Origin of the sequence: Pseudomonas sp. FP453 (assembly GCF_030687495.1) — a bacterium.
Lineage (GTDB): Bacteria > Pseudomonadota > Gammaproteobacteria > Pseudomonadales > Pseudomonadaceae > Aquipseudomonas.
Window position 1 is genome coordinate 5,798,294 of sequence record NZ_CP117435.1, and the last position, 25,543, is coordinate 5,823,836.

General features: G+C 62.0%; 24 protein-coding genes, 1 pseudogene and 1 riboswitch. Of the genes and pseudogenes, 12 read left to right on the forward strand and 13 right to left on the reverse strand.

The features are described 5' to 3' along the window. The first annotated feature begins 13 nt into the window (after positions 1 to 13). Complete coding sequence (gene ligB, locus PSH87_RS26495) at positions 14 to 1,678, forward strand: NAD-dependent DNA ligase LigB (RefSeq protein ID WP_305431675.1); 1,665 nt, start codon at positions 14 to 16, stop codon at positions 1,676 to 1,678. Between the two features lie 42 nt (positions 1,679 to 1,720). After that, positions 1,721 to 2,116: a DUF1090 domain-containing protein gene (locus PSH87_RS26500; protein WP_207040500.1), complete on the forward strand. Its 396-nt coding sequence runs from the start codon at positions 1,721 to 1,723 to the stop codon at positions 2,114 to 2,116. Positions 2,117 to 2,122: 6 nt separating this feature from the next. Here the strand turns inward: PSH87_RS26500 and PSH87_RS26505 are convergent, their stop codons facing one another. Further along, positions 2,123 to 2,572, reverse strand: a complete 450-nt coding sequence (locus PSH87_RS26505) for a cytochrome c (protein WP_017735696.1) — start codon at positions 2,570 to 2,572, stop codon at positions 2,123 to 2,125. A 129-nt stretch (positions 2,573 to 2,701) separates the two neighbouring features. Between PSH87_RS26505 and PSH87_RS26510 the strand changes: the two genes are divergently transcribed. Continuing rightward, a complete protein-coding gene (locus PSH87_RS26510) occupies positions 2,702 to 3,898 on the forward strand; it encodes a murein transglycosylase A (RefSeq protein ID WP_305431679.1) in 1,197 nt (398 codons plus the stop codon). Positions 3,899 to 4,024: 126 nt separating this feature from the next. Here PSH87_RS26510 and PSH87_RS26515 read toward each other — a convergent pair whose 3' ends face one another. After that, positions 4,025 to 4,411 carry an MAPEG family protein gene (locus tag PSH87_RS26515; RefSeq protein ID WP_305431680.1) on the reverse strand — a complete coding sequence of 129 codons (387 nt, stop codon included), beginning with the start codon at positions 4,409 to 4,411 and terminating at the stop codon, positions 4,025 to 4,027. Between the two features lie 192 nt (positions 4,412 to 4,603). Here PSH87_RS26515 and PSH87_RS26520 point away from each other — a divergent pair, with 192 nt between their 5' ends. After that, positions 4,604 to 5,863 carry a sodium:proton antiporter gene (locus PSH87_RS26520; protein ID WP_017735699.1) on the forward strand — a complete coding sequence of 420 codons (1,260 nt, stop codon included), beginning with the start codon at positions 4,604 to 4,606 and terminating at the stop codon, positions 5,861 to 5,863. Here the strand turns inward: PSH87_RS26520 and PSH87_RS26525 are convergent. From PSH87_RS26525 to PSH87_RS26535, 3 genes and pseudogenes are all read right to left on the reverse strand, one after another. Continuing rightward, complete coding sequence (locus PSH87_RS26525; protein ID WP_017735700.1) at positions 5,857 to 6,744, reverse strand: formate/nitrite transporter family protein; 888 nt, start codon at positions 6,742 to 6,744, stop codon at positions 5,857 to 5,859. The two genes, PSH87_RS26520 and PSH87_RS26525, sit on opposite strands and share 7 nt — an antisense overlap. Positions 6,745 to 6,803: 59 nt before the next feature. Beyond that, positions 6,804 to 8,716: pseudogene (locus tag PSH87_RS26530) on the reverse strand (patatin-like phospholipase family protein). A 99-nt stretch (positions 8,717 to 8,815) separates the two neighbouring features. After that, entirely contained in the window at positions 8,816 to 9,220 is a 405-nt protein-coding gene (locus PSH87_RS26535; RefSeq protein WP_207040494.1) for an acyl-CoA thioesterase, read from the reverse strand. 198 nt (positions 9,221 to 9,418) lie between these two features. Further along, positions 9,419 to 9,525, forward strand: a riboswitch (S-adenosyl-L-homocysteine riboswitch). A gap of 21 nt (positions 9,526 to 9,546) precedes the next feature. On the opposite strand from PSH87_RS26535, the gene ahcY reads away from it, so the two are divergent. The 5 genes from ahcY (at position 9,547) to PSH87_RS26560 (ending at position 16,105) form a co-directional block, all read left to right on the forward strand. Continuing rightward, positions 9,547 to 10,956: an adenosylhomocysteinase gene (ahcY, locus tag PSH87_RS26540; protein ID WP_305431681.1), complete on the forward strand. Its 1,410-nt coding sequence runs from the start codon at positions 9,547 to 9,549 to the stop codon at positions 10,954 to 10,956. Positions 10,957 to 11,126: 170 nt separating this feature from the next. Beyond that, positions 11,127 to 11,972, forward strand: a complete 846-nt coding sequence (gene metF, locus PSH87_RS26545; protein ID WP_207040492.1) for a methylenetetrahydrofolate reductase [NAD(P)H] — start codon at positions 11,127 to 11,129, stop codon at positions 11,970 to 11,972. Between the two features lie 84 nt (positions 11,973 to 12,056). After that, positions 12,057 to 13,139, forward strand: coding sequence for a hypothetical protein (locus PSH87_RS26550; RefSeq protein WP_017735705.1), 1,083 nt, complete (start codon positions 12,057 to 12,059; stop codon positions 13,137 to 13,139). 63 nt (positions 13,140 to 13,202) lie between these two features. Then, complete coding sequence (locus tag PSH87_RS26555) at positions 13,203 to 13,994, forward strand: ABC transporter substrate-binding protein (protein ID WP_017735706.1); 792 nt, start codon at positions 13,203 to 13,205, stop codon at positions 13,992 to 13,994. Positions 13,995 to 14,215: 221 nt separating this feature from the next. Then, positions 14,216 to 16,105 (forward strand): DEAD/DEAH box helicase, encoded by a 1,890-nt coding sequence (locus PSH87_RS26560; RefSeq protein ID WP_017735707.1) that lies wholly within the window; start codon positions 14,216 to 14,218, stop codon positions 16,103 to 16,105. 251 nt (positions 16,106 to 16,356) lie between these two features. On the opposite strand, the gene PSH87_RS26565 is transcribed toward PSH87_RS26560, so the two are convergent. Beyond that, a complete protein-coding gene (locus tag PSH87_RS26565; RefSeq protein ID WP_017735708.1) occupies positions 16,357 to 16,935 on the reverse strand; it encodes a YceI family protein in 579 nt (192 codons plus the stop codon). Between the two features lie 32 nt (positions 16,936 to 16,967). Further along, positions 16,968 to 17,519: a cytochrome b gene (locus PSH87_RS26570; RefSeq protein WP_017735709.1), complete on the reverse strand. Its 552-nt coding sequence runs from the start codon at positions 17,517 to 17,519 to the stop codon at positions 16,968 to 16,970. A 250-nt stretch (positions 17,520 to 17,769) separates the two neighbouring features. Between PSH87_RS26570 and PSH87_RS26575 the strand changes: the two genes are divergently transcribed. Both PSH87_RS26575 and PSH87_RS26580 read left to right on the forward strand, forming a co-directional pair. Beyond that, positions 17,770 to 19,176, forward strand: a complete 1,407-nt coding sequence (locus PSH87_RS26575; RefSeq protein ID WP_305431683.1) for an adenosylmethionine--8-amino-7-oxononanoate transaminase — start codon at positions 17,770 to 17,772, stop codon at positions 19,174 to 19,176. A gap of 87 nt (positions 19,177 to 19,263) precedes the next feature. Next, positions 19,264 to 19,986, forward strand: coding sequence for a 16S rRNA (uracil(1498)-N(3))-methyltransferase (locus PSH87_RS26580; RefSeq protein ID WP_305431684.1), 723 nt, complete (start codon positions 19,264 to 19,266; stop codon positions 19,984 to 19,986). Between the two features lie 137 nt (positions 19,987 to 20,123). Here PSH87_RS26580 and PSH87_RS26585 read toward each other — a convergent pair whose 3' ends face one another. Genes PSH87_RS26585 through PSH87_RS26595 form a run of 3 tightly spaced genes read right to left on the reverse strand, consistent with a single transcriptional unit; the run spans position 20,124 to position 22,644 of the window. Continuing rightward, the gene (locus tag PSH87_RS26585; RefSeq protein ID WP_017736382.1) at positions 20,124 to 21,026 is read right to left on the reverse strand and encodes a transporter substrate-binding domain-containing protein; all 903 of its coding nucleotides are present in this window, start codon (positions 21,024 to 21,026) and stop codon (positions 20,124 to 20,126) included. 24 nt (positions 21,027 to 21,050) lie between these two features. Continuing rightward, positions 21,051 to 21,401, reverse strand: a complete 351-nt coding sequence (locus PSH87_RS26590; RefSeq protein ID WP_305431685.1) for a RidA family protein — start codon at positions 21,399 to 21,401, stop codon at positions 21,051 to 21,053. 10 nt (positions 21,402 to 21,411) lie between these two features. Continuing rightward, a complete protein-coding gene (locus tag PSH87_RS26595) occupies positions 21,412 to 22,644 on the reverse strand; it encodes a D-amino acid dehydrogenase (RefSeq protein WP_305431686.1) in 1,233 nt (410 codons plus the stop codon). A 108-nt stretch (positions 22,645 to 22,752) separates the two neighbouring features. Here PSH87_RS26595 and PSH87_RS26600 point away from each other — a divergent pair, with 108 nt between their 5' ends. Beyond that, positions 22,753 to 23,655, forward strand: a complete 903-nt coding sequence (locus PSH87_RS26600; protein ID WP_305431687.1) for a LysR family transcriptional regulator — start codon at positions 22,753 to 22,755, stop codon at positions 23,653 to 23,655. Positions 23,656 to 23,780: 125 nt separating this feature from the next. Here the strand turns inward: PSH87_RS26600 and PSH87_RS26605 are convergent, their stop codons facing one another. The 3 genes from PSH87_RS26605 to PSH87_RS26615 all read right to left on the reverse strand — a co-directional run bounded on the left by PSH87_RS26605 (position 23,781) and on the right by PSH87_RS26615 (position 25,510). Further along, on the reverse strand, positions 23,781 to 24,398 hold the full coding sequence (locus tag PSH87_RS26605; RefSeq protein WP_017736386.1) for a hemolysin III family protein: 618 nt from the start codon (positions 24,396 to 24,398) through the stop codon (positions 23,781 to 23,783). Between the two features lie 85 nt (positions 24,399 to 24,483). Then, positions 24,484 to 24,918: a hypothetical protein gene (locus PSH87_RS26610; protein ID WP_017736387.1), complete on the reverse strand. Its 435-nt coding sequence runs from the start codon at positions 24,916 to 24,918 to the stop codon at positions 24,484 to 24,486. Further along, positions 24,881 to 25,510 (reverse strand): nucleotidyltransferase domain-containing protein, encoded by a 630-nt coding sequence (locus PSH87_RS26615; protein WP_305431688.1) that lies wholly within the window; start codon positions 25,508 to 25,510, stop codon positions 24,881 to 24,883. Before PSH87_RS26615 ends, PSH87_RS26610 begins: the two co-directional genes overlap by 38 nt. Positions 25,511 to 25,543: the final 33 nt, after the last annotated feature.

Genomic DNA, 25,543 nt, shown 5'->3' on the forward strand with positions numbered 1-25,543 from the left:
AGCAAGGATGCTCATGATGCGACTACTGATGGTTCTGCTACTCAGCGCGCTGGCCTGTTCAGCCTGGGCCGAAAACTGCCCGGATGACGCCCGCGCACAGGTCAACACCCTGGCCGAACAGATACGCCGGTGGGATGACAGCTATCACCGGCTCGGCCAATCCCCGCTCGACGACGAGCTCTACGACCAGGCCCGCCAGCGTCTGGCTCGCTGGCGCCAATGTTTGCCCCGAACTGCCGCGCCCACCGACAACCCGCTGGCCAGTTCGCGGGGCACCCTGCCCCATCCGGTTGCCCACACCGGCCTGGAAAAATTGCTGGATGAACAGGCCGTCGGCACATGGCTGGGCACGCGCCAGGACGTATGGATCCAGCCCAAGGTCGATGGCGTCGCCGTGACCCTGGTGTATCGACAGGGCCGGCTAAGCCAGGTGATCAGCCGCGGCGACGGCGCGCTGGGCCAGGACTGGTCGACCTCGGCCCGCAAGATCCCGGGCATTGTCCAGCAACTGCCGGAGCCCATCGACCTGGTGCTGCAAGGCGAACTCTACTGGCGCCTGAATGATCACGTGCAATCGGCTCGCGGCGGGCTCAATACCCGCAGCAAGGTGGCGGGCATGATGAACCGCCAGCACCTGAGCGACACCGAAGCCGCACATATCGGGCTGTTTGTGTGGGCCTGGCCCGAGGGGCCGCCTTCATTCACCGAACGCCTGGCCGCACTGGCGCGCTGGGGCTTCCCCGATAGCCAGCGCTATAGCCAGCCTGTCCGGCACATCAACGATGCCGCGCACTGGCGCACCTATTGGTATGACCACCCACTGCCCTTCGCCAGCGATGGCGTGGTGCTGCACCAGGCGATGCGCGCGCCCGCCGAGCGCTGGAAAACCAGCACGCCGTATTGGGCAGTCGCGTGGAAGTACCCGATCAGCCAGGCCCTGGCACTGGTGCGCAAGGTGCGCTTCAACATCGGGCGCACCGGACGTATCACGCCCATCCTCGAACTGGAGCCGGTGCGGCTGGATGACCGGCAGATCGCCCGCGTCAGCGTCGGCTCATTGAAACGCTGGCAAGCCCTGGACATACGCCCCGGCGACCAGGTGTCCATCAGCCTGGCAGGCCAGGTGATCCCACGGCTGGACCAGGTGATCCTGCGCAACACCACACGGATCGACCTGCCAGTGCCCGACCCCGCGAACTTTCACGCCCTGAGCTGCTGGCAACTGGACCCAGGCTGCGAAGAACAACTGCTGGCCCGTCTCACCTGGCTCAGCGGCAACCAGGGCCTGTCATTGCCTCATTTGGGCGCCGAGACCTGGAACGTATTGATCCAGGCCGGTCTAATCGCAGGCTTTCTCGATTGGTTGACCCTGGATGCGGCAGAGCTTGCTAACATTGATGGCTTCGGTGACAGCAGCCGTGCGCGGCTGCTCGATAGCCTGCACAGCGCACGCCAACGGCCCTTTGCACAATGGCTGAAAGCCCTCGGCGTACCGCCTGCTGCACGTAACAACCTGGAAGGCGGCTGGCAAACGCTGGTCGCCCGAGACACCCAGGCCTGGCTGGCCATCGACGGCATCGGCCCGGGTCGCGCGGCGCAATTGAGCGCTTTTTTTCGCGACCCGCAGGTACAGGCCCTGGCTGAAACACTACGCGTGGCGGGTATAGATGGCTTTTGAGCCCTCTGCCCCGTCATCAGATTGCGACCTTGGAGCCCCCCTATGAAATTTCTCGCCCCTTTTGCCCTGCTGACCGTCGCAACCTTCATGGCCACGCCGCTGCTGGCGGCCCAGGAAGCGCCACAACTCACCGGTTGCGCCGCCAAGCGCCAGGCCATCAGCGCCCAGATCGAACAGGCCAAGGCCCACGGCAACAGCGCCCAGCAAGCGGGCCTGGAAAAAGCCCTGAGCGAAGTCACCGCCAATTGCACCGACGCGTCCTTGAAGAAAGAGCGTGAAAACAAGGTGCTCGACGCCAAGCACGAAGTCAGCCGCCGTCAGGCCGACCTCGACAAGGCGATGAAAAAAGGCGATGCCGAGAAGATCAACAAGCGCAAGGACAAGCTCGCCCAGTCGCGCAAGGAATTGCAGGACGCGGTGGAAGACCTCGACAAGTAATACCGGTCAGTGGTCCCGGAACTGTTTATGGCAGGCGCTGCAGGCATCTTCGACTTTCTGCACCGCCGGCCCCAGGTTGCTGGCCTTGTAAGGCTGCACCTGGCTGGCGGTCACCAATTCACCGGTGGCGGCTTCAAGGTCGCGGGCCAGTTGCAGAAACTGCGCCTGTTTCTGCCAGACATCGTCCTTGGCGCTGGTGTGATCTTCTTCACGCACGCTCGGGAAATGTTTCCAGGGCTCATGGGACAACGCATCCAGCTTGACCGCGCCTTCGGCGAATTTCGCGCCGTCGAACGGGATGCGCCCACGCAACATGCCACCCAGGTCTTCGCCGGTCTTGAGCATCTGCTTGAAGATCGCCTTGCGCTGGCCCAGGGGCGAATTCGGATCGACGCCGCCGCAGGCGGACAGTGTCAGGCAGGCCAGCAATACAACGGTCAGTCTTTTAAAAGTCATGGTGGCTTCAGGGTCACGGGAAACGGCGGCCAGTATCCTCGCCCCGCCCGTAAAGACCAATAGCCCTATTAATAATAAGGGTTGCTCGCAAACGTCACCGCGCGGGCAATCGCTTCAGGAAGTGCGTGTATGAATGTCACCTTCACCCCCTGGGCCCGCCGCCTGGCGTGGGCTCTGCCGATGATCGCGCTGCTGGCCGGCTGTGACGCGGGTAAAGAAACAGCCAAAGAGGCGCTCAAGCCTGAGCCCGCCAAACCTCACGCCGTTGCCACCTATGTCAGTGCGCCGTGGGAGGCGCTGCCTGCGGTATCCGACAGTGACTTGCTGGCCGGCTTTGAATCCTGGCGCAGCGCCTGCCAACGCCTCAAGGCCGACCCGATCTGGGGCGCGACCTGCGCGGCGGCGACAGGCGTGCCGGCGAACGCCTCGGCAGTGCGTGGTTTTCTCAAGGAGCAGTTGGACGTGTTCGGCCTGCGCTCGGCAGACAACACGCCAAACGGCTTGATCACCGGCTACTACGAACCGGTCTACCCCGGCAGCCTGACCCAGACGGCCAAGGCTCATGTGCCGGTATACGGCGTGCCGGATGACCTGATCATCGTCAACCTGGAAAGCATCTACCCCGAACTCAAGGGCAAGCGCCTGCGCGGCCGGCTCGAAGGTCGCGTGCTCAAGCCCTACGACGATGCCAGCGCGATCAACGGCCAAGGCTCGACCGCCAAGCCGATTGCCTGGCTGACCGATCCAATGGACCTGCAATTCCTGCAAATCCAGGGCTCGGGCCGTATCCAACTAGCCGGCGGGCGCCAACTGCGTGTGGGCTATGGCGACCAGAACGGCTACCCCTACCGCCCTATCGGCCGCTGGCTGGTGGAGCAAGGTGAACTGAAAAAAGAAGACGTGACCATGGGCGCCATCAGCGCCTGGGCCAAGGCCCATCCGCAGCGCATCCCGGAACTGTTGGCGAGCAACCCCAGCTACGTGTTCTTCAGCGCCCGCCCCGACAGCAACGAAGGCCCACGCGGCTCGTTGAACGTGCCGCTGACCGCCGGCTACAGCGTGGCGGTGGACCGCAAGGTGATTCCGTTGGGCAGTCTGTTGTGGCTATCGACCACCAAGCCGGATGGCTCGCCCATCGCCAGGCCCGTGGCCGCGCAGGACACCGGCGGTGCCATTACTGGCGAAGTGCGGGCGGACTTGTTCTGGGGCACCGGCGCGGCGGCAGGTGAGCTGGCGGGGAATATGAAGCAGCAGGGGCAGATCTGGATGTTGTGGCCCAAGGGCGCGGCATTGCCACAAGTGCCGGAAGTCACTACCGGGAGCTGACAAGCGCTGAAGGGCAAAATGTGGGAGCGGGCTTGCTCGCGAATACGGAGTGTCAGCCAGCACATTCGGCACTGATGTACCGCTATCGCAGGCAAGCCAGCTCCCACAGGGGATCGTTATCACCCGTTAGATCGAGATAAAGAAGAAACTCGCAATCAACGCCATCCCCGCGAACCACACCAGCGAACGCAGGATCGCCCAGTCCGCCACATAACAAATGATGTACAACAGGCGACTGGTGATAAACAACACCGCCAGCACATTGATCGTCACCAACTCCGCCGTACCGGCCAGGTGCGCGATGATCACCGCCGCCGCAAACGCCGGGGTGACTTCAAAACTGTTGAGCTGAGCGTTGTGGGCGCGTTTGGCGAACCCATCGAGGGTTTCCAGGAACGCACGCGGGTCATGGTTCTGCCGAGGCCCGAACTTGCCGCCGCTGAACTTGGCCACCCCCGTGCACAGGTAAGGCAGGAAAATTGCGATCAACACACACCAGAAGGCCACCGTCATCACTGATTCCTTTTTTGTTTTCAAACAGAAATTAGAGTTTTAGCACTAAATATCGCAAGCCGCACTCCCCGCTATGAACCGCTACACCACCAAAGGTTCTATCCGCCATTTCACGCTTGCCTTGCAACATCACGCCGCTGCTGCGGTCCATCCCCCACTGATGCACCCACACCCAACCTCCAAGGACCCCGGATGCTTGAACTTGTCGCCGCCTTCATCTGCCTCACCACCCTGCTCACCTATGTGAACTTCCGTTTTATCGGCCTGCCCCCCACCATCGGCGTGATGGTCACGGCCCTGGTGTTTTCCCTGATTCTGCAAGGCCTGAGCTTTATCGGCTACCCAGGCCTGGAAGAACGCATCCAGCAACTGATCGGCCAGATCGACTTCGGCGACCTGCTGATGAACTGGATGCTCTCGTTCCTGTTGTTCGCCGGCGCCTTGCACGTCAACCTGAGCGACCTGCGCAGCTACCGCTGGCCCATCGGCCTGCTGGCGACCTTCGGCGTGTTGATCGCCACCGTGGTGATCGGCAGCCTGGCGTATTACATCTTCGCCCTGTTTGGCTGGCACGTGAGCTTCCTCTACTGCCTGCTGTTCGGCGCACTGATCTCGCCCACCGACCCGATTGCGGTGCTGGGTGTGCTGCGTACCGCCAACGCCTCGAAACCTTTGAAAACCACCATCGTCGGCGAGTCGCTGTTCAACGACGGCACGGCGGTAGTGGTGTTTACCGTGTTACTGGGCATCGCGCAGTTGGGCGAGACGCCAACCGTGGGCGCCACAGCCATGCTATTCGCCCATGAAGCGCTGGGCGGCGTGGTGTTCGGCGGCCTGATCGGCTACCTCGTGTACCTGATGATCAAGAGCATCGAGCAGCACCAGATCGAGGTGATGCTGACCCTCGCCCTGGTGATCGGCGGTTCGGCAATGGCCACCGAACTGCACGTCTCCGCGCCGATTGCGATGGTGGTCGCGGGCCTGATCATTGGCAACCTGGGCCGCAAGCTGGCGATGAACGACATGACGCGCCGCTACCTCGACGGTTTCTGGGAATTGCTCGATGACATGCTCAACGCCCTGCTGTTCGCCTTGATCGGCATGGAGTTGCTGCTGTTGCCCTTCAACTGGCTGCATGTATTCGCCGCCAGCTTGCTCGCGGTGGCCATCCTGCTTTCGCGCCTGCTGACAGTGGCTCCGGCGATCTTGCTGCTGCGCCGCTGGCGAACGGTGCCGCGCGGTACCATCCGCATCCTCACGTGGGGCGGTCTGCGCGGCGGGGTATCGGTAGCGTTGGCCCTGGCCCTGCCGCTGGGTCCTGAGCGGGACCTGCTGCTGAGCATCACCTACATCGTGGTGCTGTCGTCGATCCTGTTGCAGGGCTTGAGCATCGGCAAGCTGGTCAAGCGCGTGACCCGCGATGACCCCCAGGCCAGCGCCGAGCCTCACTGATCCTTGCGAGTCGGCTGCGGATGCCTCGGGTCCGCAGTCTTCTTGTTCGGCAGGCTGCTTTCACTACGAATCTGCGCATGACTGATAAGCGCAAAGATAAAACTGCCACCGATGATATTGCCCGCCAACGTCGGCCCGGCGAACACCAGCCAGAAGTCTTTCCATGGCAATTCGCCGGCAAACACCAGGTAGGACACTTCGGCAGAGCCGACGACGATGTGGGTGAAGTCACCCAAGGCCATGAGGTAGGTGATCAGGATGATGATCCACAGCTTGGCGCTTTCCATCGACGGGATCATCCACACCATGGTCGCGATCATCCAGCCGGAGACGATGCCCTTGGCAAACATCTGCCCGGGATCGTTCTCCATGACCTTGCGCCCGATCTCAAGGAAGGCCAGGTCGGTCTTGGTGTCGAAGATCGGCAAGTGCAGCATCACGTAGGCCACCAGCAAGGTGCCGCACAGGTTGCCCACCAGCACCACCGACCACAGCCGCAACAGGCGCCCGGCATTGGCCAGGGTGGGTTTGCTCATCACCGGCAGCACGGCGGTCAGGGTGTTTTCGGTGAACAGTTGCTGGCGCGCAAGAATCACCGCGAGGAAACCTGCGCAGTAGCCGAAGCTGGCGATCACCTTGAATTCCTCGCCGTCCGGCAGGCGCGAGTTGAGCAGGCCCATGCCCATCAGCGACAGGCCCATGGTCAGGCCGGCGGCGAGCGCAGACCACCACAACGCGGCCACATTGCGCTCCAGCTCCTGGTCGCCCTGGGTCCGGATGATTTCATGTAGAACCGCCGCGCGAGGCGGCTGGTTCTTGTCCACATCGGCCTGTTCTTCCTGCGACAGGTTGGGGGTCTTGCCGTCTGTTTGAGTGGCCATGATCGCGTGCGTCCAAGGGGTGCCTGTAGCTACGACACGCCGTGACGGTAGCTGTTCATTTAAAGCGGAATACGCCAGGCCTTGGCCATTTCCACGGTGGTGGAACTGATCGGTTTGCTCCACGGTTTATTACGCGCCTTATAGTTTTGAACAATGTCTTCAAGCGCGGCGTTGAACTCACCTGGCGTGGGTGGCATTGGCCAGCTTGAGGGCGACCCGGTGCAACAGTTCAACGTTGGACGCCGGCTGGCCCGGGCGGAAAAGCGACGGGTAGATGACCTCCCGGGGTGAAGTTCTCGGCTTTCACCGCGATGTCGCGTCTTTTCATTTCGGCGACAGCATGGGTCATCACCTTGGACAAGGGTGAACCCGTGCCCTGCTTGGCGGCCACCTGCAACAGTTGTTGGAAGTTGGGCTGCCCTGCCGCATTCAGGTGCCGCCCCAGCCACTCGACGTGCTCAGGTCGACGGGCCAGCGTATCCAGATTGCGCAGCGCTGCCGCGATCTTCGGGGTGATCGTCAGGATATTGCTGGTCCGATTGGCGTCGCTCACGGCACTGTTCAAGGCTTGCAAGGCTTGCTGCGCGGTCTTTCGAAACGTCAGCGCATCCGCAGCGGCCGGGTCTTTTTTCAGCTGGTCCTGGACGCTAGCCAGCAAGGTGTCATCCATCGCCAGTACCGCGCTCTCCATTGACGCGTACGAATGCTGCTCGCGCGCCTTTTCCCGTGTCCCCAGATGAGCCGTCACCGCCTGATGGGCCTTTGCCTGCAGATGTTTTTTCTGCTCGGGCGTCATGGTGAAGTTGACGGTGCCGTTGAACATGCCGCGAAAGTCGCCTTGTTCCGTGTTCAGCGGCAAGGTCACCGTCTGCTCGGCATACGCCTTGAGTCGCTCGGCTTGATAAGCCCCGGCAGCGCTGTGTGGCGTGCCGGTCAATCGATCGACGATGTTGCTGAAGAACCCGCCGCTTTTTTTCGGTTTCGCCTCGTCGGACTCAAACTTGACGACCAGCGACTCAGGCTGGTTCAACGGGTCTTGCGGCTGCGATGACCCGACCACGCCGGGCGCGGGCGTATTGGCGAGCAATCCACCGTCCTGGAACGCCGTGACTTCGGCCACTTGCTGAAACCCATGGCCTTGCTCTTGCGGGCTCTTGAACAACCCCGGCAGCGAGCCCGAAATACGGGCGGCGCGGGCGATATCCATGTCCGGGGCCAGGCTGGCATTGAACACCACCAATTGCGGGCGATCGTCAAACATGCCGGTGCCGGTGATGTTGAGTTGCTTGATCGCCGGAATATGGTGGCTCAACACTTCAAGGTCGCGAAAGGTTGGCCCGCCACCGGCGCTCAGCCTGTCGGCAATCTTCATGACTTCGCCGGGCCGGGTTTCCCTGGGCATGTCGGCGATGTGGGCGAGGATCGACTTGCGCGACTCGTTGCGCATCATCTCTTCCAGGGGTGAAGCCTCGGTTTGCAAGCGCGGCAGCATGGTCAGCAACAGTTGGGTGATATTGCCGGCCGCCCCCGGCAAACGCCCGGCGAGCTTGCCGAGTTCGGAGCTGATGTTTTGCAGCCAGGCGGTCACCGGGTCTTTGCTGTTGAGCAGGCTGGGCAGGTCGAGGCTGTTCGACAGCTCGCCGAACGTTTTAGCGTTCATGCCACTGGCAAGCAATGTGGAGGAAATCGCCCCGGCAGACGAGCCGGAAATCACCTTCACGCCTTGCAGCTTCTTGCCATCTTCCAGTGCCTGCACCATTCCCGGGAAGGCGATGCCCTTGGCGCCGCCGCCGCTGAGCACCAGGTGGCTGGGCGGTGGCGGTGACACATCGACATCCACTCGCCCATCGTTATGGCGATGGAGGCTCAACTTGCGTGGACCCACGTTCTCGAGCAGAGGCGTCTTCACGCTCTGGTCGAGGGTGTGTGGCGCCGGGGCTTGGGCTTGAACAGGAGAATTGGACACTTTCATACACAGGCTCTCGCTACAGGATGTAGTCCTGAGTGATGAGAGAGCCTGGGAAAGATCCACGCGGAATGATTTGGCAACGCAAATCAAACCGCGATGGGGTTACTCGGAGACGCTGTCGTCCTGGAACTGGTCCTTCACGTACTTGATCTCGGTACGCCCGTGGGGCGCCGGCAAGCCGTCTTCGCCGAGGTTGACGAAGACCATTTTTTCCACGGTGAGGATGCTTTTGCGTGTGATCTTGTTGCGCACTTCGCAGGTCAGGGTGATGGAGGTGCGGCCGAACTCGGTGGCGGTGATGCCCAGTTCGATGATGTCGCCCTGGCGCGAGGCGCTGACGAAGTTGATTTCGGAGATGTACTTGGTCACCACGCGCTGGTTGCCCAGTTGGACGATCGCGTAGATCGCCGCTTCTTCGTCGATCCAGCGCAGCAGGCTGCCGCCGAACAGGGTGCCGTTGGGGTTGAGGTCTTCGGGTTTTACCCATTTGCGGGTGTGGAAGTTCATGGTCACTCCAAAGCGTCTTGCCGAATGATGGGCGACATCATGGCAGAGGCCGCGCCAGAGCTCTATGAGGCATTGCCTATCACGCCCATGAGGGATCTTCATGTGTCCGACAGAAAGGCTTGGGAAGTCTGGCGCACACGGCTATAATCGGCGCCGTTTCAAAACGGTCATATCAAATTGTTACCGTTTTCCCGCCACCTGTCCGAGGGGCGCTGCAGCAGGTTCAACCTGTCAGGCTCGGATGGGGCGTTGTCCGGCTGTTATCACCTGGCCAGATACTAAACGCACAACGGCGCCCATTCGCACACTACGAATGGAGGCTCTCTATGAGCGCTGTCAACACGCCTGCAGATTTCACCGACTACAAAGTCGCCGACATGTCCCTCGCTGCCTGGGGCCGTCGCGAAACCTTTATCGCCGAATCCGAAATGCCAGCCCTGATGGGTCTGCGTCGCAAATATGCCGGCGAGCAACCGCTCAAGGGCGCGAAGATCCTCGGCTGCATCCACATGACCATCCAGACTGCCGTGCTGATCGAAACCCTGGTTGCCCTGGGTGCCGAAGTGCGTTGGTCGTCCTGCAACATCTTCTCGACCCAAGACCAGGCCGCTGCTGCCATCGCCGCTGCCGGTATCGCGGTTTACGCCTGGAAAGGCGAGACCGAAGAAGAGTACGAGTGGTGCCTGGAGCAAACCATCCTCAAGGATGGCGCGCCTTGGAATGCCAACATGATCCTCGACGACGGCGGCGACCTGACCGAGCTGCTGCACAAGAAATACCCGGCGATCCTCGACCGCGTCCACGGCGTGACCGAAGAAACCACCACCGGCGTACACCGCCTGCTGGACATGCTGGCCAAGGGCGAGCTGAAAATCCCGGCCATCAACGTCAACGACTCGGTGACCAAGAGCAAGAACGACAACAAGTACGGCTGCCGTCACAGCCTGAACGACGCCATCAAGCGCGGCACCGACCACCTGCTGTCGGGCAAGCAAGCCCTGGTGATCGGCTACGGTGACGTGGGCAAGGGTTCGTCCCAGTCCCTGCGTCAGGAAGGCATGATCGTTAAAGTCTCCGAAGTTGACCCGATCTGCGCCATGCAAGCCTGCATGGACGGTTTCGAAGTGGTTTCGCCGTTCATCGACGGCCAGAACGACGGCACCGAAGCGAGCATCGACAAGGCCCTGCTGGGCAAGATCGACCTGATCGTGACCACCACCGGCAACGTCAATGTTTGCGACGCAAACATGCTCAAAGCCCTGAAGAAGCGCGCTGTTGTCTGCAACATCGGCCACTTCGACAACGAGATCGACACCGCTTTCATGCGCAAGAACTGGGCATGGGAAGAAGTGAAGCCACAGGTACACAAGGTTCACCGTACCGGTGCGGGCGATTTCGACCCACAGAACGACGACTACCTGATCCTGCTGGCCGAAGGCCGCCTGGTTAACCTGGGCAACGCCACTGGCCACCCTAGCCGCATCATGGACGGCTCGTTCGCCAACCAGGTACTGGCGCAGATCTTCCTGTTCGGCCAGAAATACGCCGACCTGTCGCCGGCCCAGAAAGCCGAGCGCCTGACCGTGGAAGTACTGCCGAAGAAACTCGACGAAGAAGTGGCCCTGGAAATGGTCCGCGGCTTCGGCGGCGTGGTGACTCAACTGACCAAGACCCAGGCCGACTACATCGGCGTGACCGTTGAAGGTCCGTTCAAGCCGCACGCTTACCGCTACTAAGTAACCCGCTCTCTCCTTGTCGGAGCGGGCTTGTGTGGGAGCGGGCTTGCCCGCGATGGCGGTGGGTCAGTTGAAGAATGTCTCGACTGATCCACTGCAATCGCGGGCAAGCCCGCTCCCACATTGACGGTGAACACCTTCCGGTTTTTTGAGTTTCCAAGGATACGACCATGTCCCAAGACCGTCGCTACAGCTTCGAGTTCTTCCCGACCAAGACCGATGCTGGGCATGAAAAACTGATGGCGACTGCCAAGCAGTTGGCCAGCTACAACCCCGACTTCTTTTCCTGCACCTACGGCGCCGGCGGCTCGACCCGTGACCGCACGATCAACACCGTGTTGCAGCTGGAAAGCGAAGTCAAAGTTCCCGCCGCTCCGCACTTGTCGTGCGTGGGCGACAGCAAGGCCGACCTGCGCGGCCTGCTGACCCAATACAAGGCTGCCGGCATCAAGCGCATCGTCGCCCTGCGCGGTGACCTGCCGTCCGGCATGGGCATCGCCAGCGGCGAGCTGCGCTACGCCAATGACCTGGTGAGCTTCATCCGCGAAGAAAGCGGCGACCACTTCCATATCGAAGTGGCGGCCTACCCGGAGATGCACCCCCAGGCACGCAACTTCGAAGACGATTTGCAGAACTTCGTGCGCAAGGCCAACGCCGGCGCCGACAGCGCGATCACCCAGTACTTCTTCAACGCCGACAGCTACTTCTACTTCGTCGAGCGTGTACGGGCCATGGGTGTGAACATCCCGATCGTGCCGGGCATCATGCCGATCACCAACTACAGCAAGCTCGCGCGCTTCTCCGACGCCTGCGGCGCCGAGATCCCACGCTGGGTGCGCAAACAACTGGAAGCCTACGGCGACGACGTCAAAAGCATCCAGGCGTTCGGCGAGCAGGTCATCAGCGAAATGTGTGAACGTTTGTTGCAAGGTGGCGCGCCCGGCCTGCACTTCTATACCCTCAACCAGGCCGATCCTAGCCTGGCAATCTGGAACAACCTCAAGCTGCCCCGCTAAGGTCTGTTCGCAGTTGCACCCGGGCCCTCGTCAACGCGAGGGCCTTTGTCGTTTTAATACTCCCGGAATGGAAGCCAGCAGTACATGAATACAGCATCCCCGACTCCCCGCCCGCAGCTGGTTTACCTGGTATTCGGCGCCGAGACCTACCATCAGGAAGCGGTATTCAGCATCGCCAGTGCCCTGTCCCACCTGGGCGGCCCCCAGGACATGCCACTGGACATCCAGGTGTTCAGCGACAACCCCGCGCCCTATCGCGACCTGCCGGTGCACGTCCACACCCTGGACGACGCCACCCGCCAACGCTGGAGCGAGCCCCACGGCTACCATTTCCGCACCAAGCATGTGCTGTTGCGCCAGGTCCTCGAAACTTCGGAACGTGCGCTGCTGATCGACACCGACACGTTTTTCCACGACTCGCCCATGGCCCTGTTCGAACGCGTCGCGCCCGGCACGGTGCTGTGCAACGCCTTCCACGCCAAGTACGGCGATAACCGCGAAAGCGTGCTGTACAGCGCCCTGGCCAAAATTCTGGCCGACAAGGGCCTGGCCGATGACGACATGCCGCTGCTCAACTCCGGCGTGATGGGCCTGGCGCAGCAGGACGCGCATTTGCTGGACCGCTCCATCGAACTGATGGACGAACTGTTCCCCCTGGCTCAGGGCGCCTACACCCTGGAAGAGTTCTGCCTGTCGGTGGTGGCCTACCGCACCGTCAACGTGCGCCAGTGCCCGGACCTGATCCACCACTACTGGAGCCGCAAGCAGCTGTTTCGCGCCAAGGTCAAGGCGTGGATCGCCAAGCATGGCGCCGCCCCGACCTGCGCCCACGCCCTGGCCGACACGCGCAAGGTCTCCGCGCACCTGCCGCGTCCACCGCGCCTGCAACGCCTGATGTACAAGCTGATCACCCTGGCCCTGCCCAAGCGCAAGCAGCAGTTCATCCGCGAAATCCTCTACGGCTGCTACGAGCACGAAAACGAGTTCGACCAGGCGTGCGGCCCGGTTTGGTGGGACAAGGCCAAGCAAAACCAGGCCGAGCGGCAGAAGTGCCCGGTGGATGCCCATCAACTGGAGCACTGGTTCGCCAACCCCTTGGTGCGCCTGATTCTGGGCGAGCGCCGCGCGGCGATCTACGAACACCTGATGACCTCGCCGACAAAATAGCGCGGGCCGCAGATGCTCGTGCCAGAGCTTTTCTTTAGGGCCCCAGCGTCGTAACCTCAGGGCATGCCCGTGATCCTGAAGCTTGCGACCGCTGCCCTTTTCACTTGCCTGAGCCTCGCGGCTTATGGCGAGAAACTGCGCATTGTCACCGAGCCCTGGGCGCCCTATGTCTACGATGACCAGGGCAGCATGCGCGGGCTGGACTACGAAACCACGGTGATCGTGTTCCAACGCCTGGGGGTCGATGTCGACTGGCAGTTCCTGCCCTGGAAGCGCTGCCTGGCGATGCTCGACCAAGGCCACGCCGACGGCGCGCTGGATATTTTCCACAGCCACGAGCGCGACACGCAGTTGCTCTACCCCAGCGAACCGCTGTCGGAAGTCGAGTTCGTGCTGTTCTACGCCAACGAACATCCTCATCCCGCCAACAGCCTCGACGACCTGCGCGGCCTCACCGTCGGCACTTCGCCGGGCTACCTGTATGGCGGTGCATTCAGCGAGTCCAGCTTGTTCAACCGCGAGCCGGCCCCCAGCCATGAAGCCAACTTCGGCAAATTGCTGCTGGGGCGCATCGATCTGGTGATTACCGATCGGCGCGTCGGCCAGCATGTGATCAAGGCGTTGGGCCTGGAGGGCAAGGTCAGCCAGGCGCCGGTGGTGGTCAGCCGCCAGCAGCAATTCCTCGCGGTGCGCCGTGGCGCCGGCATGGACCTGCTGGTGCAGCGCTTCGCCGCCGAACTCAAGCGTTTCAAGCAGGAGCCCGCATACATCGCCCTGAGCGCCAAATACGGTGGATTCCAAGCCATTACGGCCTCTGAACACGCCGTTGAGCAGCAGGAAAGCAGCGCGCCGTGATTGCTCTGTTATACTCCGGCCTTTCCGCCAGGCTTACGCCCGGCCGCTGAGGTCTTGAAAAAGGCACCCAACCCCGCTACAGCGCAGCTTTCAGCCCGCGCGAGCCGGTGGAGTGCCCGCCAGACGCAGCAGGACCGGACGGGATAACGCTCCCCTAAGCGTCATTCACGCCCGGCAAGATTATCCCTTTGGGCCAAGCCCTAACTAAAACAGGATTACTCATGTCCTTTGCTTCCCTCGGTCTCTCCGAGGCTTTAGTCCGCGCCATCGAGGCAGCGGGCTATACCGAGCCTACTCCGGTGCAACAGCGGGCCATTCCCGCCGTGTTGCAAGGTCGCGACCTGATGGTTGCGGCTCAGACAGGTACTGGTAAAACCGGCGGCTTCGCCCTCCCGATTCTGGAGCGGTTGTTTCCCAATGGTCACCCGGACAAATCCCAGCGTCACGGCCCGCGCCAACCGCGCGTACTGGTCCTGACCCCCACCCGCGAACTCGCCGCCCAGGTGCACGACAGCTTCAAGCTGTATGCCCGCGACTTGAAGTTCGTCAGTGCCTGCATCTTCGGCGGCGTCGGCATGAACCCACAGGTTCAGGCCATGTCCCGTGGCGTAGACGTACTGGTTGCCTGCCCGGGTCGTTTGCTCGACCTGTGCGGCCAAGGCAGCGTCGACCTGTCCCACGTGGAAATCCTCGTGCTGGACGAAGCCGACCGCATGCTCGACATGGGCTTTGTCCATGACGTGAAAAAGGTCCTCGCCCGCCTGCCGGCCAAACGCCAGAACCTGCTGTTCTCGGCCACGTTCTCCAACGACATCACCGCCCTGGCCGGCAAGCTGCTGCACAACCCGGAACGCATCGAAGTCACGCCGCCGAACACCACGGTCGAGCGGATCGAGCAACGCGTGTTCCGCCTGCCTGCCAGCCACAAGCGTGCGCTGCTGGCCCACCTGATCACCGCCGGCGCGTGGGAACAGGTGCTGGTCTTCACCCGTACCAAGCACGGCGCCAACCGCCTGGCCGAGTACCTGGACAAGCACGGCCTCACCGCCGTCGCCATCCACGGCAACAAGAGCCAGAACGCGCGCACCAAAGCCCTGGCCGACTTCAAGGCCGGCAGCGTGCGCATCCTGGTGGCCACCGATATCGCCGCCCGCGGCCTGGATATCGACCAACTGCCACACGTGGTCAACTTCGAGCTGCCAAACGTCGATGAAGACTACGTGCACCGTATCGGCCGTACCGGCCGTGCCGGTCGTTCGGGCGAGGCCATCTCGCTGGTTGCGCCGGACGAAGAAAAACTGCTGAAAAGCATCGAACGCATGACCAAGCAGAAAATCGCCGACGGCGACCTGATGGGCTTCGATGCCAGCGCCGTAGAGGCCGAAAAGCCAGAAGTGCGCGAGCGTCCGGACGTGCGTAACCCACGCAACCCACGCGGTCCGAAGGGCGATGGCCCGAACGGCGGCGGTGGTGGCGGTGGCCGTCGCGACAAGGGCAAGGACAAGGGCGGCAAGGACAAAGCGCCCACCAATGGCCGTGGCGAACGCCCAGCCCGCGAACAGAAGCCCCGTGAAGGCACCCCGGCCCGCGAACAGCGCCAGCCGAGCCAACAGCCACCACGCGCCGCCGCTGACCGCGCCCCGGACGAGTTCCTCGACGACGACGTGGACAACTTCGGCAACCGCGTGGACTACGTGCCCCAGGCCAAACCGGCCCAGGGCCGTGGCCGTCGTCCAGGTGCTCCGGCACAGGGCGCGGGCGCCGGTGCGCCACGTAGCGGCCAACCGCAGGGCGGTCGCCAGAACGCACCGCGCAACAGCAGCGGCGGCACCACCGGTACGCCACCGGCCAAGCGCAGCGGCCCACGCAGCGGTGCACCACGTGATGGCCAGGCCCGTCGCGAAGATTCGCGCAGCAACAACCGCCGCCCGGCCCGTGACGACCAGCCGCGTTCGTCCGAACCAGCGGTGCAGAACCCGCGCGGTGGCCCGGCACCAAAGATCATCCACAAGGAGTCGAAGGCTGATCGCTTCCCGACACCTGAGCAGTTGGATCAACTGCCAGGCCGCCCTCGTGGTGAGAAACCAGCGCTGCTGACTCGCAACCGCTGAGTTTCAACGCCTCATAAAAATGCCCCGCCTCTCACAAGGCGGGGCATTTTTTTTGCCTCAACAAAAACGAATAGGCTCTTCTGTGGGAGCTGGCTTGCCTGCGATGCGGGCACCTCGGTGTGTCAGTAACACCTGGGTGATGCTATCGCAGGCAAGCCAGCTCCCACACAAGCCAGCTTCCACATTGATTGCATTCCAGGCATAAAAAAACCGGATCCTCAGGATCCGGTTTTTCCGTGTAAAAACAGAAATTACTTCTGCTTCACACCTTCCAGCGAGATGTCCAGGTCAACGGTCTGCGAAGAAGGACCTGGGCCCTTGATGCCGAAGTCGTTCAGGTTGACGGTGGTCTTGGCGTTGAAGCCAGCACGTTCGCCGCCCCATGGATCCTTGCCTTCACCGTTGAAGGTAGCCTTGAAGGTCACAGGCTTGGTCACGCCGTGGAAAGTCAGGTCGCCAGTCACGTCGGCCGTCTTGTCGCCGGTGGATTTAACCGCGGTAGACACGAACTTGGCGTCGGCGAACTTGGCAACGTCCAGGAAGTCTTTGCTGGCGATGTGCTTGTCACGCTCAGCGTGGTTGGACCACAGGCTGGCGGTTTTCACATCGACGGCGATCTTGCTGGCTTCAGGCTTGGTGGCATCCCAGCTGAACGTACCATCCCAGTCCTTGAAAGTACCGTGGATGAAGCTGTAGCCCAGGTGGCTGATTTTCCAATCGATGAAGGCGTGTTGGCCTTCCTTGTCGATCTTGTAGTCAGCGGCCATCGCCGAACCTGCGGACAACAGCGCAGAACCAAGTGCCAGAGCGGCGAGAGTCTTTTTCAACATGCTTTCTATTCCTTGTGAGTCGAGGTTGAACATCAGGCTTTGCGCCCCAGCATTCGCGTCAGGGTCACATCACGATCAATGAAGTGGTGTTTCAGGGCAGCCGCGCCGTGCAACCCGGCGAAGACCACCAATACCCAGGCGAGGTACAAGTGCACCACGCCCGCGGTATCTGCCTGGTCCGGTAGCCCGGAAACCAAGGCAGGAATCTCAAACAGGCCAAACACCGGGATACCGACACCGTCTGCGGTGGAAATCAGGTAACCGGCGATCATCACGGCAAACAGCCCGAGATACAGGAACCCGTGGCCAAACGCGGCACCCAGGCGGGTCATGCGGCTGTAGCTGGCCAGCGGTGGCGGCGGCGGACTGACCAGGCGCCAGACGATGCGCACCAGCATGATGGCGAACAGTGTGATACCGATGCTCTTGTGCAGGTCCGGCGCGTCTTTGCGCCAGGCGCTGTAGTAGTCGAGGCCGACCATCCACAAACCCAATGCGAACAAGCCAAACACCACCAGGGCGACGCCCCAGTGCAAAACCATGCTGACCCAGCCGTAGCGGGCCGGTGAATTGCGTAACTGCATGTACTTAATCCCGTAAGAGCTGCGCCCAAGACTAGCGCGTTACCTATCGAATTAAAGCGGAAAATTTCGCTTTGAAATATCGAGAAATGCGATCTTGAGGGTATGAAGCCTAAATTAACCTCGGATTAAGGACTATCCCGAAGAAACGTGACAGACCGTCCTGCGTTTACTGCCAATTCATCCGTAATGGGTTGTGACACAGCCGCCCATTGCATAGGCTTGCGCGATTGTGGCTTCGAGGAGATGAACGATGGGCTTGAACAACCAGTGGATGCAACGCGACCTCGCGGTGCTGTGGCATCCCTGCACCCAGATGAAAGACCACCAGCAACTGCCGCTGATCCCGATCAAACGGGGCGAAGGCGTGTGGCTGGAAGACTTCGAAGGCAAGCGCTACCTCGACGCCGTCAGTTCCTGGTGGGTCAACGTATTCGGCCATGCCAACCCGCGCATCAACCAGCGCATCAAGGATCAGGTCGATCAGCTTGAGCATGTGATCCTTGCCGGCTTCAGCCACCAGCCAGTGATCGAGCTGTCCGAGCGCCTGGTCAAGATGACGCCCGAGGGCCTGACCCGGTGCTTCTACGCCGATAACGGTTCGTCCTGCATCGAAGTCGCGCTGAAAATGAGCTTTCACTACTGGCTCAACCGTGGCCAGCCGAACAAAAAGCGCTTCGTCACCCTGACCAACAGCTACCACGGCGAAACCATCGCCGCGATGTCGGTGGGCGACGTGCCGCTGTTTACCGAAACCTACAAGGCGCTGCTGCTCGACACCATCAAGGTGCCCAGCCCGGATTGCTACCTGCGCCCCGAGGGCGTGAGCTGGGAAGACCACTCGCGCACGATGGCCCAGGTGATGGAACAGACCCTGGCCGAGCACCACGCCACCGTCGCCGCGGTGATCATCGAGCCGCTGATCCAGGGCGCGGGCGGCATGCGCATGTACCACCCGGTGTACCTCAAGCTGCTGCGCGAAGCCTGCGACCGCTACGGCGTGCACCTGATCCACGACGAAATCGCCGTGGGCTTCGGCCGCACCGGCAGCATGTTCGCCTGTGAACAGGCCGGCATCCGCCCGGACTTCCTGTGCCTGTCCAAGGCCCTGACCGGCGGCTACCTGCCGCTGGCGGCCGTGGTCACCACCGATGACGTGTACGACGCCTTCTACGACGACTACCCGACCCTGCGCGCCTTCCTGCATTCCCACAGCTATACCGGCAACCCGCTGGCATGCGCGGCGGCGTTGGCGACGCTGGATATCTTCGAAGAAGACAACGTCATCGAAAACAACAAGGCCCTGGCCCAGCGCATGGCCAGCGCCACCGCGCACCTGGTGGACCACCCCCACGTCTCGGAAGTGCGCCAGACCGGCATGGTGCTGGCCATCGAGATGGTCCAGGACAAAGCCACCAAGACCGCCTACCCGTGGCAGGAACGCCGTGGCCTGAAGGTGTTCGAACACGCCCTGGAACGCGGCGCGCTGCTGCGGCCGCTGGGCAGCGTGGTGTACTTCCTGCCGCCGTATGTGATTACGCCGGAGCAGATCGACTTCCTCGCCGAGGTGGCCAGTGAAGGGATCGATATCGCCACCAACAGCAGCGTGAGTGTTGCGGTGCCGAAGGACTTCCACCCAGATTTCCGCGACCCGGGCTGATTCCCCACCCTTGATCGTTCCCACGCTCCGCGTGGGAATGCAGCCTTGGACGCTCCGCGTCCGCCCTGCACACTTCAGAGAACAGAAATGAGACTGTCCCGTTTTTTCACCGACACCCCGCTGAGCCTCCTCGGTGACGTTGAGTTGCCCGAAGCCCAGGCGCACTACATCAGCCGCGTGTTGCGCATGGTCGAAGGCGACGCCGTGCAACTGTTCGACGGCTCCGGCCAGGAGTTCCTCGGCAGCCTGCTGGAAGTCGGCAAAAAGCGCGTCACCGTGCAACTCACCGAGCGCTTCGACGGCCAGACCGAATCCCCGCTGCACATCCACCTCGGCCAGGGCCTGTCCCGTGGCGAGCGGATGGATTGGGCGATTCAGAAAGCCACCGAGTTGGGCGTCAACGCGATCACGCCGATTTTCAGCGAGCGCTGTGAAGTACGCCTCAAGGACGAACGCGCCGACAAACGCCTGCTGCACTGGCGCCAAGTGGCGATCAGCGCCTGCGAGCAATGCGGGCGTTCGACGGTGCCGGTGATTCACCCGCCGCTGCTGCTGGCGGATTGGTTGAAGCAGACCGAGGCGGATTTGAAGCTGGTGCTGCACCCGGTGGCCGAGCCGATGGTCAGCCATGCCAAGCCTGCAAGCCTGGCGTTTTTGATCGGGCCCGAGGGTGGGTTGACCGATGGCGAAGTCGAGGTTGCCCAAGCTGCCGGTTACCACGCCGCGCGCCTTGGGCCGCGGGTGTTGCGTACTGAAACTGCGCCCGTCGTTGCACTGGCAGTAGCTCAACAACTTTGGGGCGATTTCTAACGCCCCTGTGCAAACCCAATTAAAACTGTGGGAGCTGGCTTGCCTGCGATAGCGGTGTGTCAGTAAAAGATGTGCTGACTGAACCACCGCTATCGCAGGCAAGCCAGCTCCCACATTTTGATTGGATTGCCAGGCGACTACTCCACCGGATCACTCACTGGCTTGGCAATAATCGCCTTCAACTCACTGGTCATCGGGAACTCCAGGTTCAAGCCCTTGGGCGGAATCGGCTGTTCAAACCAGCGCTGGTAAATCCCATTGATCTCCCCGCTCCGATACAAATCCCCCAGCGTCTCGTTGACCACCGCGAGAAACTGCGGGTCATCCTTGCGCACCATGCAGCTGTAGATTTCCCGGGATTGCTCCTCGCCCACCACCACCCAATTGTGCGGGTCCTTGGCCTTGGCGCGCTCGCCATAGAGCAACGCGTCATCCATGTAGAACGCGGCCGCGCGGCCCGTTTCCAGCATCTTGAACGCCTCGCCGTGGTCCTTGGCGCTGATCACGAACATATTGGCTTTGTGCTCGGCGTTGTAGCTCTTGAGAAACCGCTCGTTGGTGGTGCCGGCCGTGGTGACCACGTTCTTGCCCGCCAGGTCGGCGAAACCCTTGATGCCGCTGTCCTTGCCGGTCAGCAACTGGCCCTTCACATAAATAAACCCGTAGGAAAACGCCACCTGCTTCTGCCGCTCGGCGGTCACCCCGGTGGAGCCGCACTCCAGGTCCACCGTGCCGTTTTGCACCAGCGGGATGCGGGTTTGCGAGGTCACCAGGTTGTACTTCACCTTCAGGTCGGCCACCCCGGTTTTCTGCTGGACACGCTCGACAATCTTGTTCGCCAACTCCACGGAATACCCCATGGGTTTACCGCTGTGATCGCCCACGTAGGAAAACGGCACCGACGCATCACGATAACCCAGGGTGATGGACTGGGCGCTGGCGATCTTGGCCAGCGCGCCGTCCAGCGGTGCCTGATTCGCCTGGGCCTGTGCGCCCAACAACAGCCCCAGGGTGCAGCCGGTCAACAGGATCTTTTTCATTGTTATTCTCCGTTGGTCTTTGAGTTAGTGACGTACAGCGATCACGCTGATTTCCACCAGCACGCTCGGGCGCGCCAGTTCGGCTTGCAGGTTGGTGCGCGTCGGCGCCATGCCGGGCGACAACCATGCGCTCCACACCTCGTTCATCGGCGCAAAACCACTGCCGATGTCTTTCAAGTAAATCGTCGCATTCAGCAGATGGTCCTTGTCGCTGCCCGCCTGGGCCAACAGCGCGTCGATCTTGGCCAACACTTCGCGGGTTTGCGTGGCCACGTCCAGGCCGTCACCCGGAACCTGGCCCGAGAGGAATACCAGGTCCTTGAAGGTGACGGCGCCGGACAGTCGCTCGTTGCTGCTGATTCGGTTGATGGTCATGGCTGCATCCTTAAGCGGCGCGGGGCGCCAGGCCCTGCATATCGATGGAAGGGACGTGTTGGCCGATCAGTTCGGCGAGCAGTTGCCCACTGCCGCAGGCCAGGGTAAAACCCAGCGCACCGTGGCCGAGGTTCAGCCACAGGTTGCGGTACTGGCTGGCGCCAATCAGCGGCACGCCGGTGGGGGTGGCCGGGCGCATGCCGGCCCACTCCACGGCATGGGCGTAGTCGCCGGCCAGAGGGAAAGTCTCAACGGCCTGGCGTTTCATCAGTGCCAGGCGCTTGGGTTCGAGGCTGGCATCAAAACCGACGATATCCACCATGGCCGCCACCCGCAATTGCTCGCCGATGCGCGCGTAGACGATCTTGCGGTCATAGTCGGTGATGCTCACTTTCGGCGCCCGGTGCTGCGCACCAATCGGCACGCTGAGGCTGTAGCCCTTCAACGGATACAACGGCAGCGACACGCCCAACGCGGCGCTGCGATAACCGGCGGCCAGCACCAGTTGCTCGACCGGCATCACCTCATCACCCAACTCGATGGCCTGCACCACGCCGTCCGCGTGACGCAGCCCGCTGACCTTGCGCCCCAGCAAAAACCGGCAACGCCCGGACGCTTCCAGCCGCGCCGCCAAGCGCTGGCAGAAGGCATGACAATCGGCCACCTCTTCGTTCGGCGTGTAGATCCCGCCAACAAAACCGCCACCTGCCAACGCCGGCTCCAGGCGTTCACAATCGGCGGCCGACAGCACTTGTTGTTGCAGGATATCGGCGACCTTGCTGCGGGCATGTTCAAAGGAATTGGCGTTACGAAAGGTCACCAGCTTGCCATTGCGCCGCCAGTCGAAACCGTCCAGGCGATCATCCTCGCGCCATTGCTGCAACGTGGTCTGGCTCAGCGACGCCAGGCGCAGCAGGTGCGCGGCATTGCGCTGGTTGACCGAGCCGCGGCAGGCGCCGAGAAACGCAGCCATCCAGCGCCATTGCTGCGGGTCGAGACGCGGGCGCAGCTTCAGCGGCGAGTCACCGCGCAGCAACCAACCAATGGCTTGCAGCGGCACGCCGGCATCGGCCAGCGGCGCGACATAGCGGTAGGACAATTGCCCGCCGTTGGCGAAGCTGGTCTCGCTGCCCAGGCTCTCGCGGGCGTCGATCACCGTCACTTCATGGCCGGCGCGCACCAGCGCATAGGCGCTCGCCAAGCCGATAACCCCGCCGCCGATGATGCAAACCTGCCTGCCCATCCCCGCCACCCATCGTTGAATTAAGAGGGCTCAAGACTAGGGGCAGGTGACAGGCCACCGACAATGAATAAAGATGGGCCACCTATAAACAAAGGTTATGGACTTGCCATGCGCCTGCGTCATATCGAAATCTTCCAGGCCATCCGCCAGACCGGCTCCGTCAGCGCCGCCGCGCAGTTGCTGCACGTGTCGCAACCGGCGGTGACCAAGGTGTTGCAACACGCCGAGTTGCAGCTGGGTTTCCCGCTGTTCCTGCGGGTGCGCGGCAAATTGCAGCCCACCCCGGAAGCGCTGGCGCTGGAGCGCGAAGTCGAGAAAGTCACCGAGAGCCTGCAAGGCGTGCGACGCCTGGCCAAAAGCCTGCGCCGCGCACCGGGCCAGAGCGTGCGCATCGGCGCCATCCCCGCGCTGGCGCTGTCACTGCTGCCGCCGGCGATCCTGGAGTGGAAACGTGATTACCCGGACATGGCCTGCGAGCTGTCCAGCGACCATAGCCGCGAGCTGGTGCAGAAGCTGCTGATGCGTGAGATCGACCTGGCGCTGACCCTCAACTTCTCCGGGCATCCGGGGTTGACCACGCAAGTGCTGGCCAATGGCGTGCTGGTGGCGCTGGCGTCCAAAGGCTATTGGACCGACGCCGAACTGAGCGCGCCGCTGCCCTTGGCGGACCTGGCAGGTACGGCATTGATCGGCCTGTCCAGCGCCGATCCGCTGGCAGCCAAACTCGACAGCTACCTGGAAAACGTCGATCCACCGCCACGGGTCACGATCTCGGTGCAAACCTATTCCCTGGCCCGCGCCATGGTGGAATCCGGCGCCGGCCTCACGGTGATCGACCCGTTCACCGCCCTCGGCGCCTCGACCGCCACTACCTGTATCCGCACGCTGACACCGCCGCTGCCGATCACGCTGTATGCGCTGACCCGCGCGGATGAGCCGCCGCCGCATATGTTGGCGAAGTTGTTGGGAATATTTGGCCAGCGAGCCCAAGAACTCCTGCAGCGTTTATAAGTACACCAAAGATCCAGTGTGGGAGCTGGCTTGCCTGCGATGGCGGTGGGTCAGCTGAACATGTATCAACTGACAGGCCGCTATCGCAGGCAAGCCAGCTCCCACATTTGGATTTTTGTCAGCCGTCAGAGCACATACCGCATGATCGCCACGAAGTGCAGCAAACTCCCGCCAATCACAAACAAGTGCCAGATCCCATGGGAATGCCGCAGCCGATCCTCAAGCGCAAAAAAGATGATGCCGACGGTATACAGCACCCCACCCGCCGCCAGCCAGGTAAACCCCGCCACTCCCAGCGCGGCGATCAACGGCTTGACCGCCACCAGCACAATCCAGCCCATCACCGCATAGATCACGATCGACAGGATGCGCGCCTCGGAACGCGGCTTGATCTCCTGCAAGATGCCAATCACCGCCAGCCCCCACACAATCCCGAACAGCGTCCAGCCCCACGGGCCTCTCAAAGTCACCAGGCAAAACGGCGTGTAACTGCCGGCGATCAACAGGTAGATCGAAAAGTGATCGACCTTCTGCATGATCTCTTTCCGCCGCCCACGCACGCTGTGGTACACGGTGGACGCGCTGTACAGCACCAGCAGCGTGACGCCATAGATCGCCACGCTGACAATCTTCCACGGGCTGCCATCCAGGCTCGCCACCACCAACATCCACACCGCCCCCGCAAAGGCTGCCACCGCGCCGAGCAAGTGGCTCCAGGCGTTGAATCGTTCACCGTGATACATGCGCCATTGACCTCCGATGCTCGTTAGCGATTGAGGAGGCAAGGGTCCAGCGTTGTGGGGGAGAGTGCAAGGGGTTGTGAGCGGCTCACGTCCATTCATGACCCGCAAGCAAGTCATCCACACGACTTGACATCGCCGTCGCGCCGTCCATGAGTTGGCCCAGCAGCGCTTCATCTTCGTCCATGTAACCTTCATATTCCGCGAGGTTCCGACGCTCATGGCACAGCGCCAATAACCGCACCTGCACCTTGCTCGCACCGAGGGTGTGGATCAGGCACTGAAAGACCAGATAACGTTTGTCAGAACGATAACCTTGCAGGCGCAAGGCCGTCAGGGCGATGGCGTGGGCGGCGTTGTAAGCCAGGTCAAAACGACTGGCAAACGATAACTGTGGCGTGCTCGCGTCTTTCAGACGATCCCGGGCTGAGCGCATCAACCCATCGCATTCCTTACGGTCTGGCGGTTCAGCTTTCAGGCCGCCACTACGTTGCAGATTCTCCAGGTTTGCCTTGCTGTCCATCCGTGGACTCCAGGGGGTTGCCCCCCATCAGATTGATCTTGTCCTGCTGCACGACCCGCTGCACAAAACTGTTCCCGGCATTCCATTTGCCGATCCAGTCTTCAGGGGTGTAAAGCGTTGGGTTGATGGTGCGGCCCAGTCGCTCTTCCAGCGGCATGAGCTGCTCCATGACCTCACTGTAGTTGAGGCTTTCGCCAATCAGCATCAGATCTATGTCACTGGATGAGTGCGCCTCGCCCTTGGCGATAGAGCCATAGATGAAGGCCCACGTCAGTTGCTCGGCGAAGGGTGCCAGTGCAGTGCGCAATGGCGCGTCCAGGCTCAGCGTTTTACGCACGATGGCCAGCAACTCCGAGTAGATCGGACATTGGGGGTTGGCTTGGTAGTGGGTCTGGTTGCCCTGGCGCGTCATGCTCAGGATGCCCGCCAACTGCAAGCGCTCCAGTTCGCGAGTAAGGCTGCCCTTGCCCACCAGGGCCCAGCGGGCGATTTCATTGGTGAAGAAGCTTTGATCGGGCTTGCCGAAAAGCAGGCCCAGCACCTTTTGCTGGGTAACGGTGAAAAGTGCAGCGCTGAGCGACAAGGTGTGCATGGCAGAGGCCAATCAGTCCCAAAAAGGGAACGA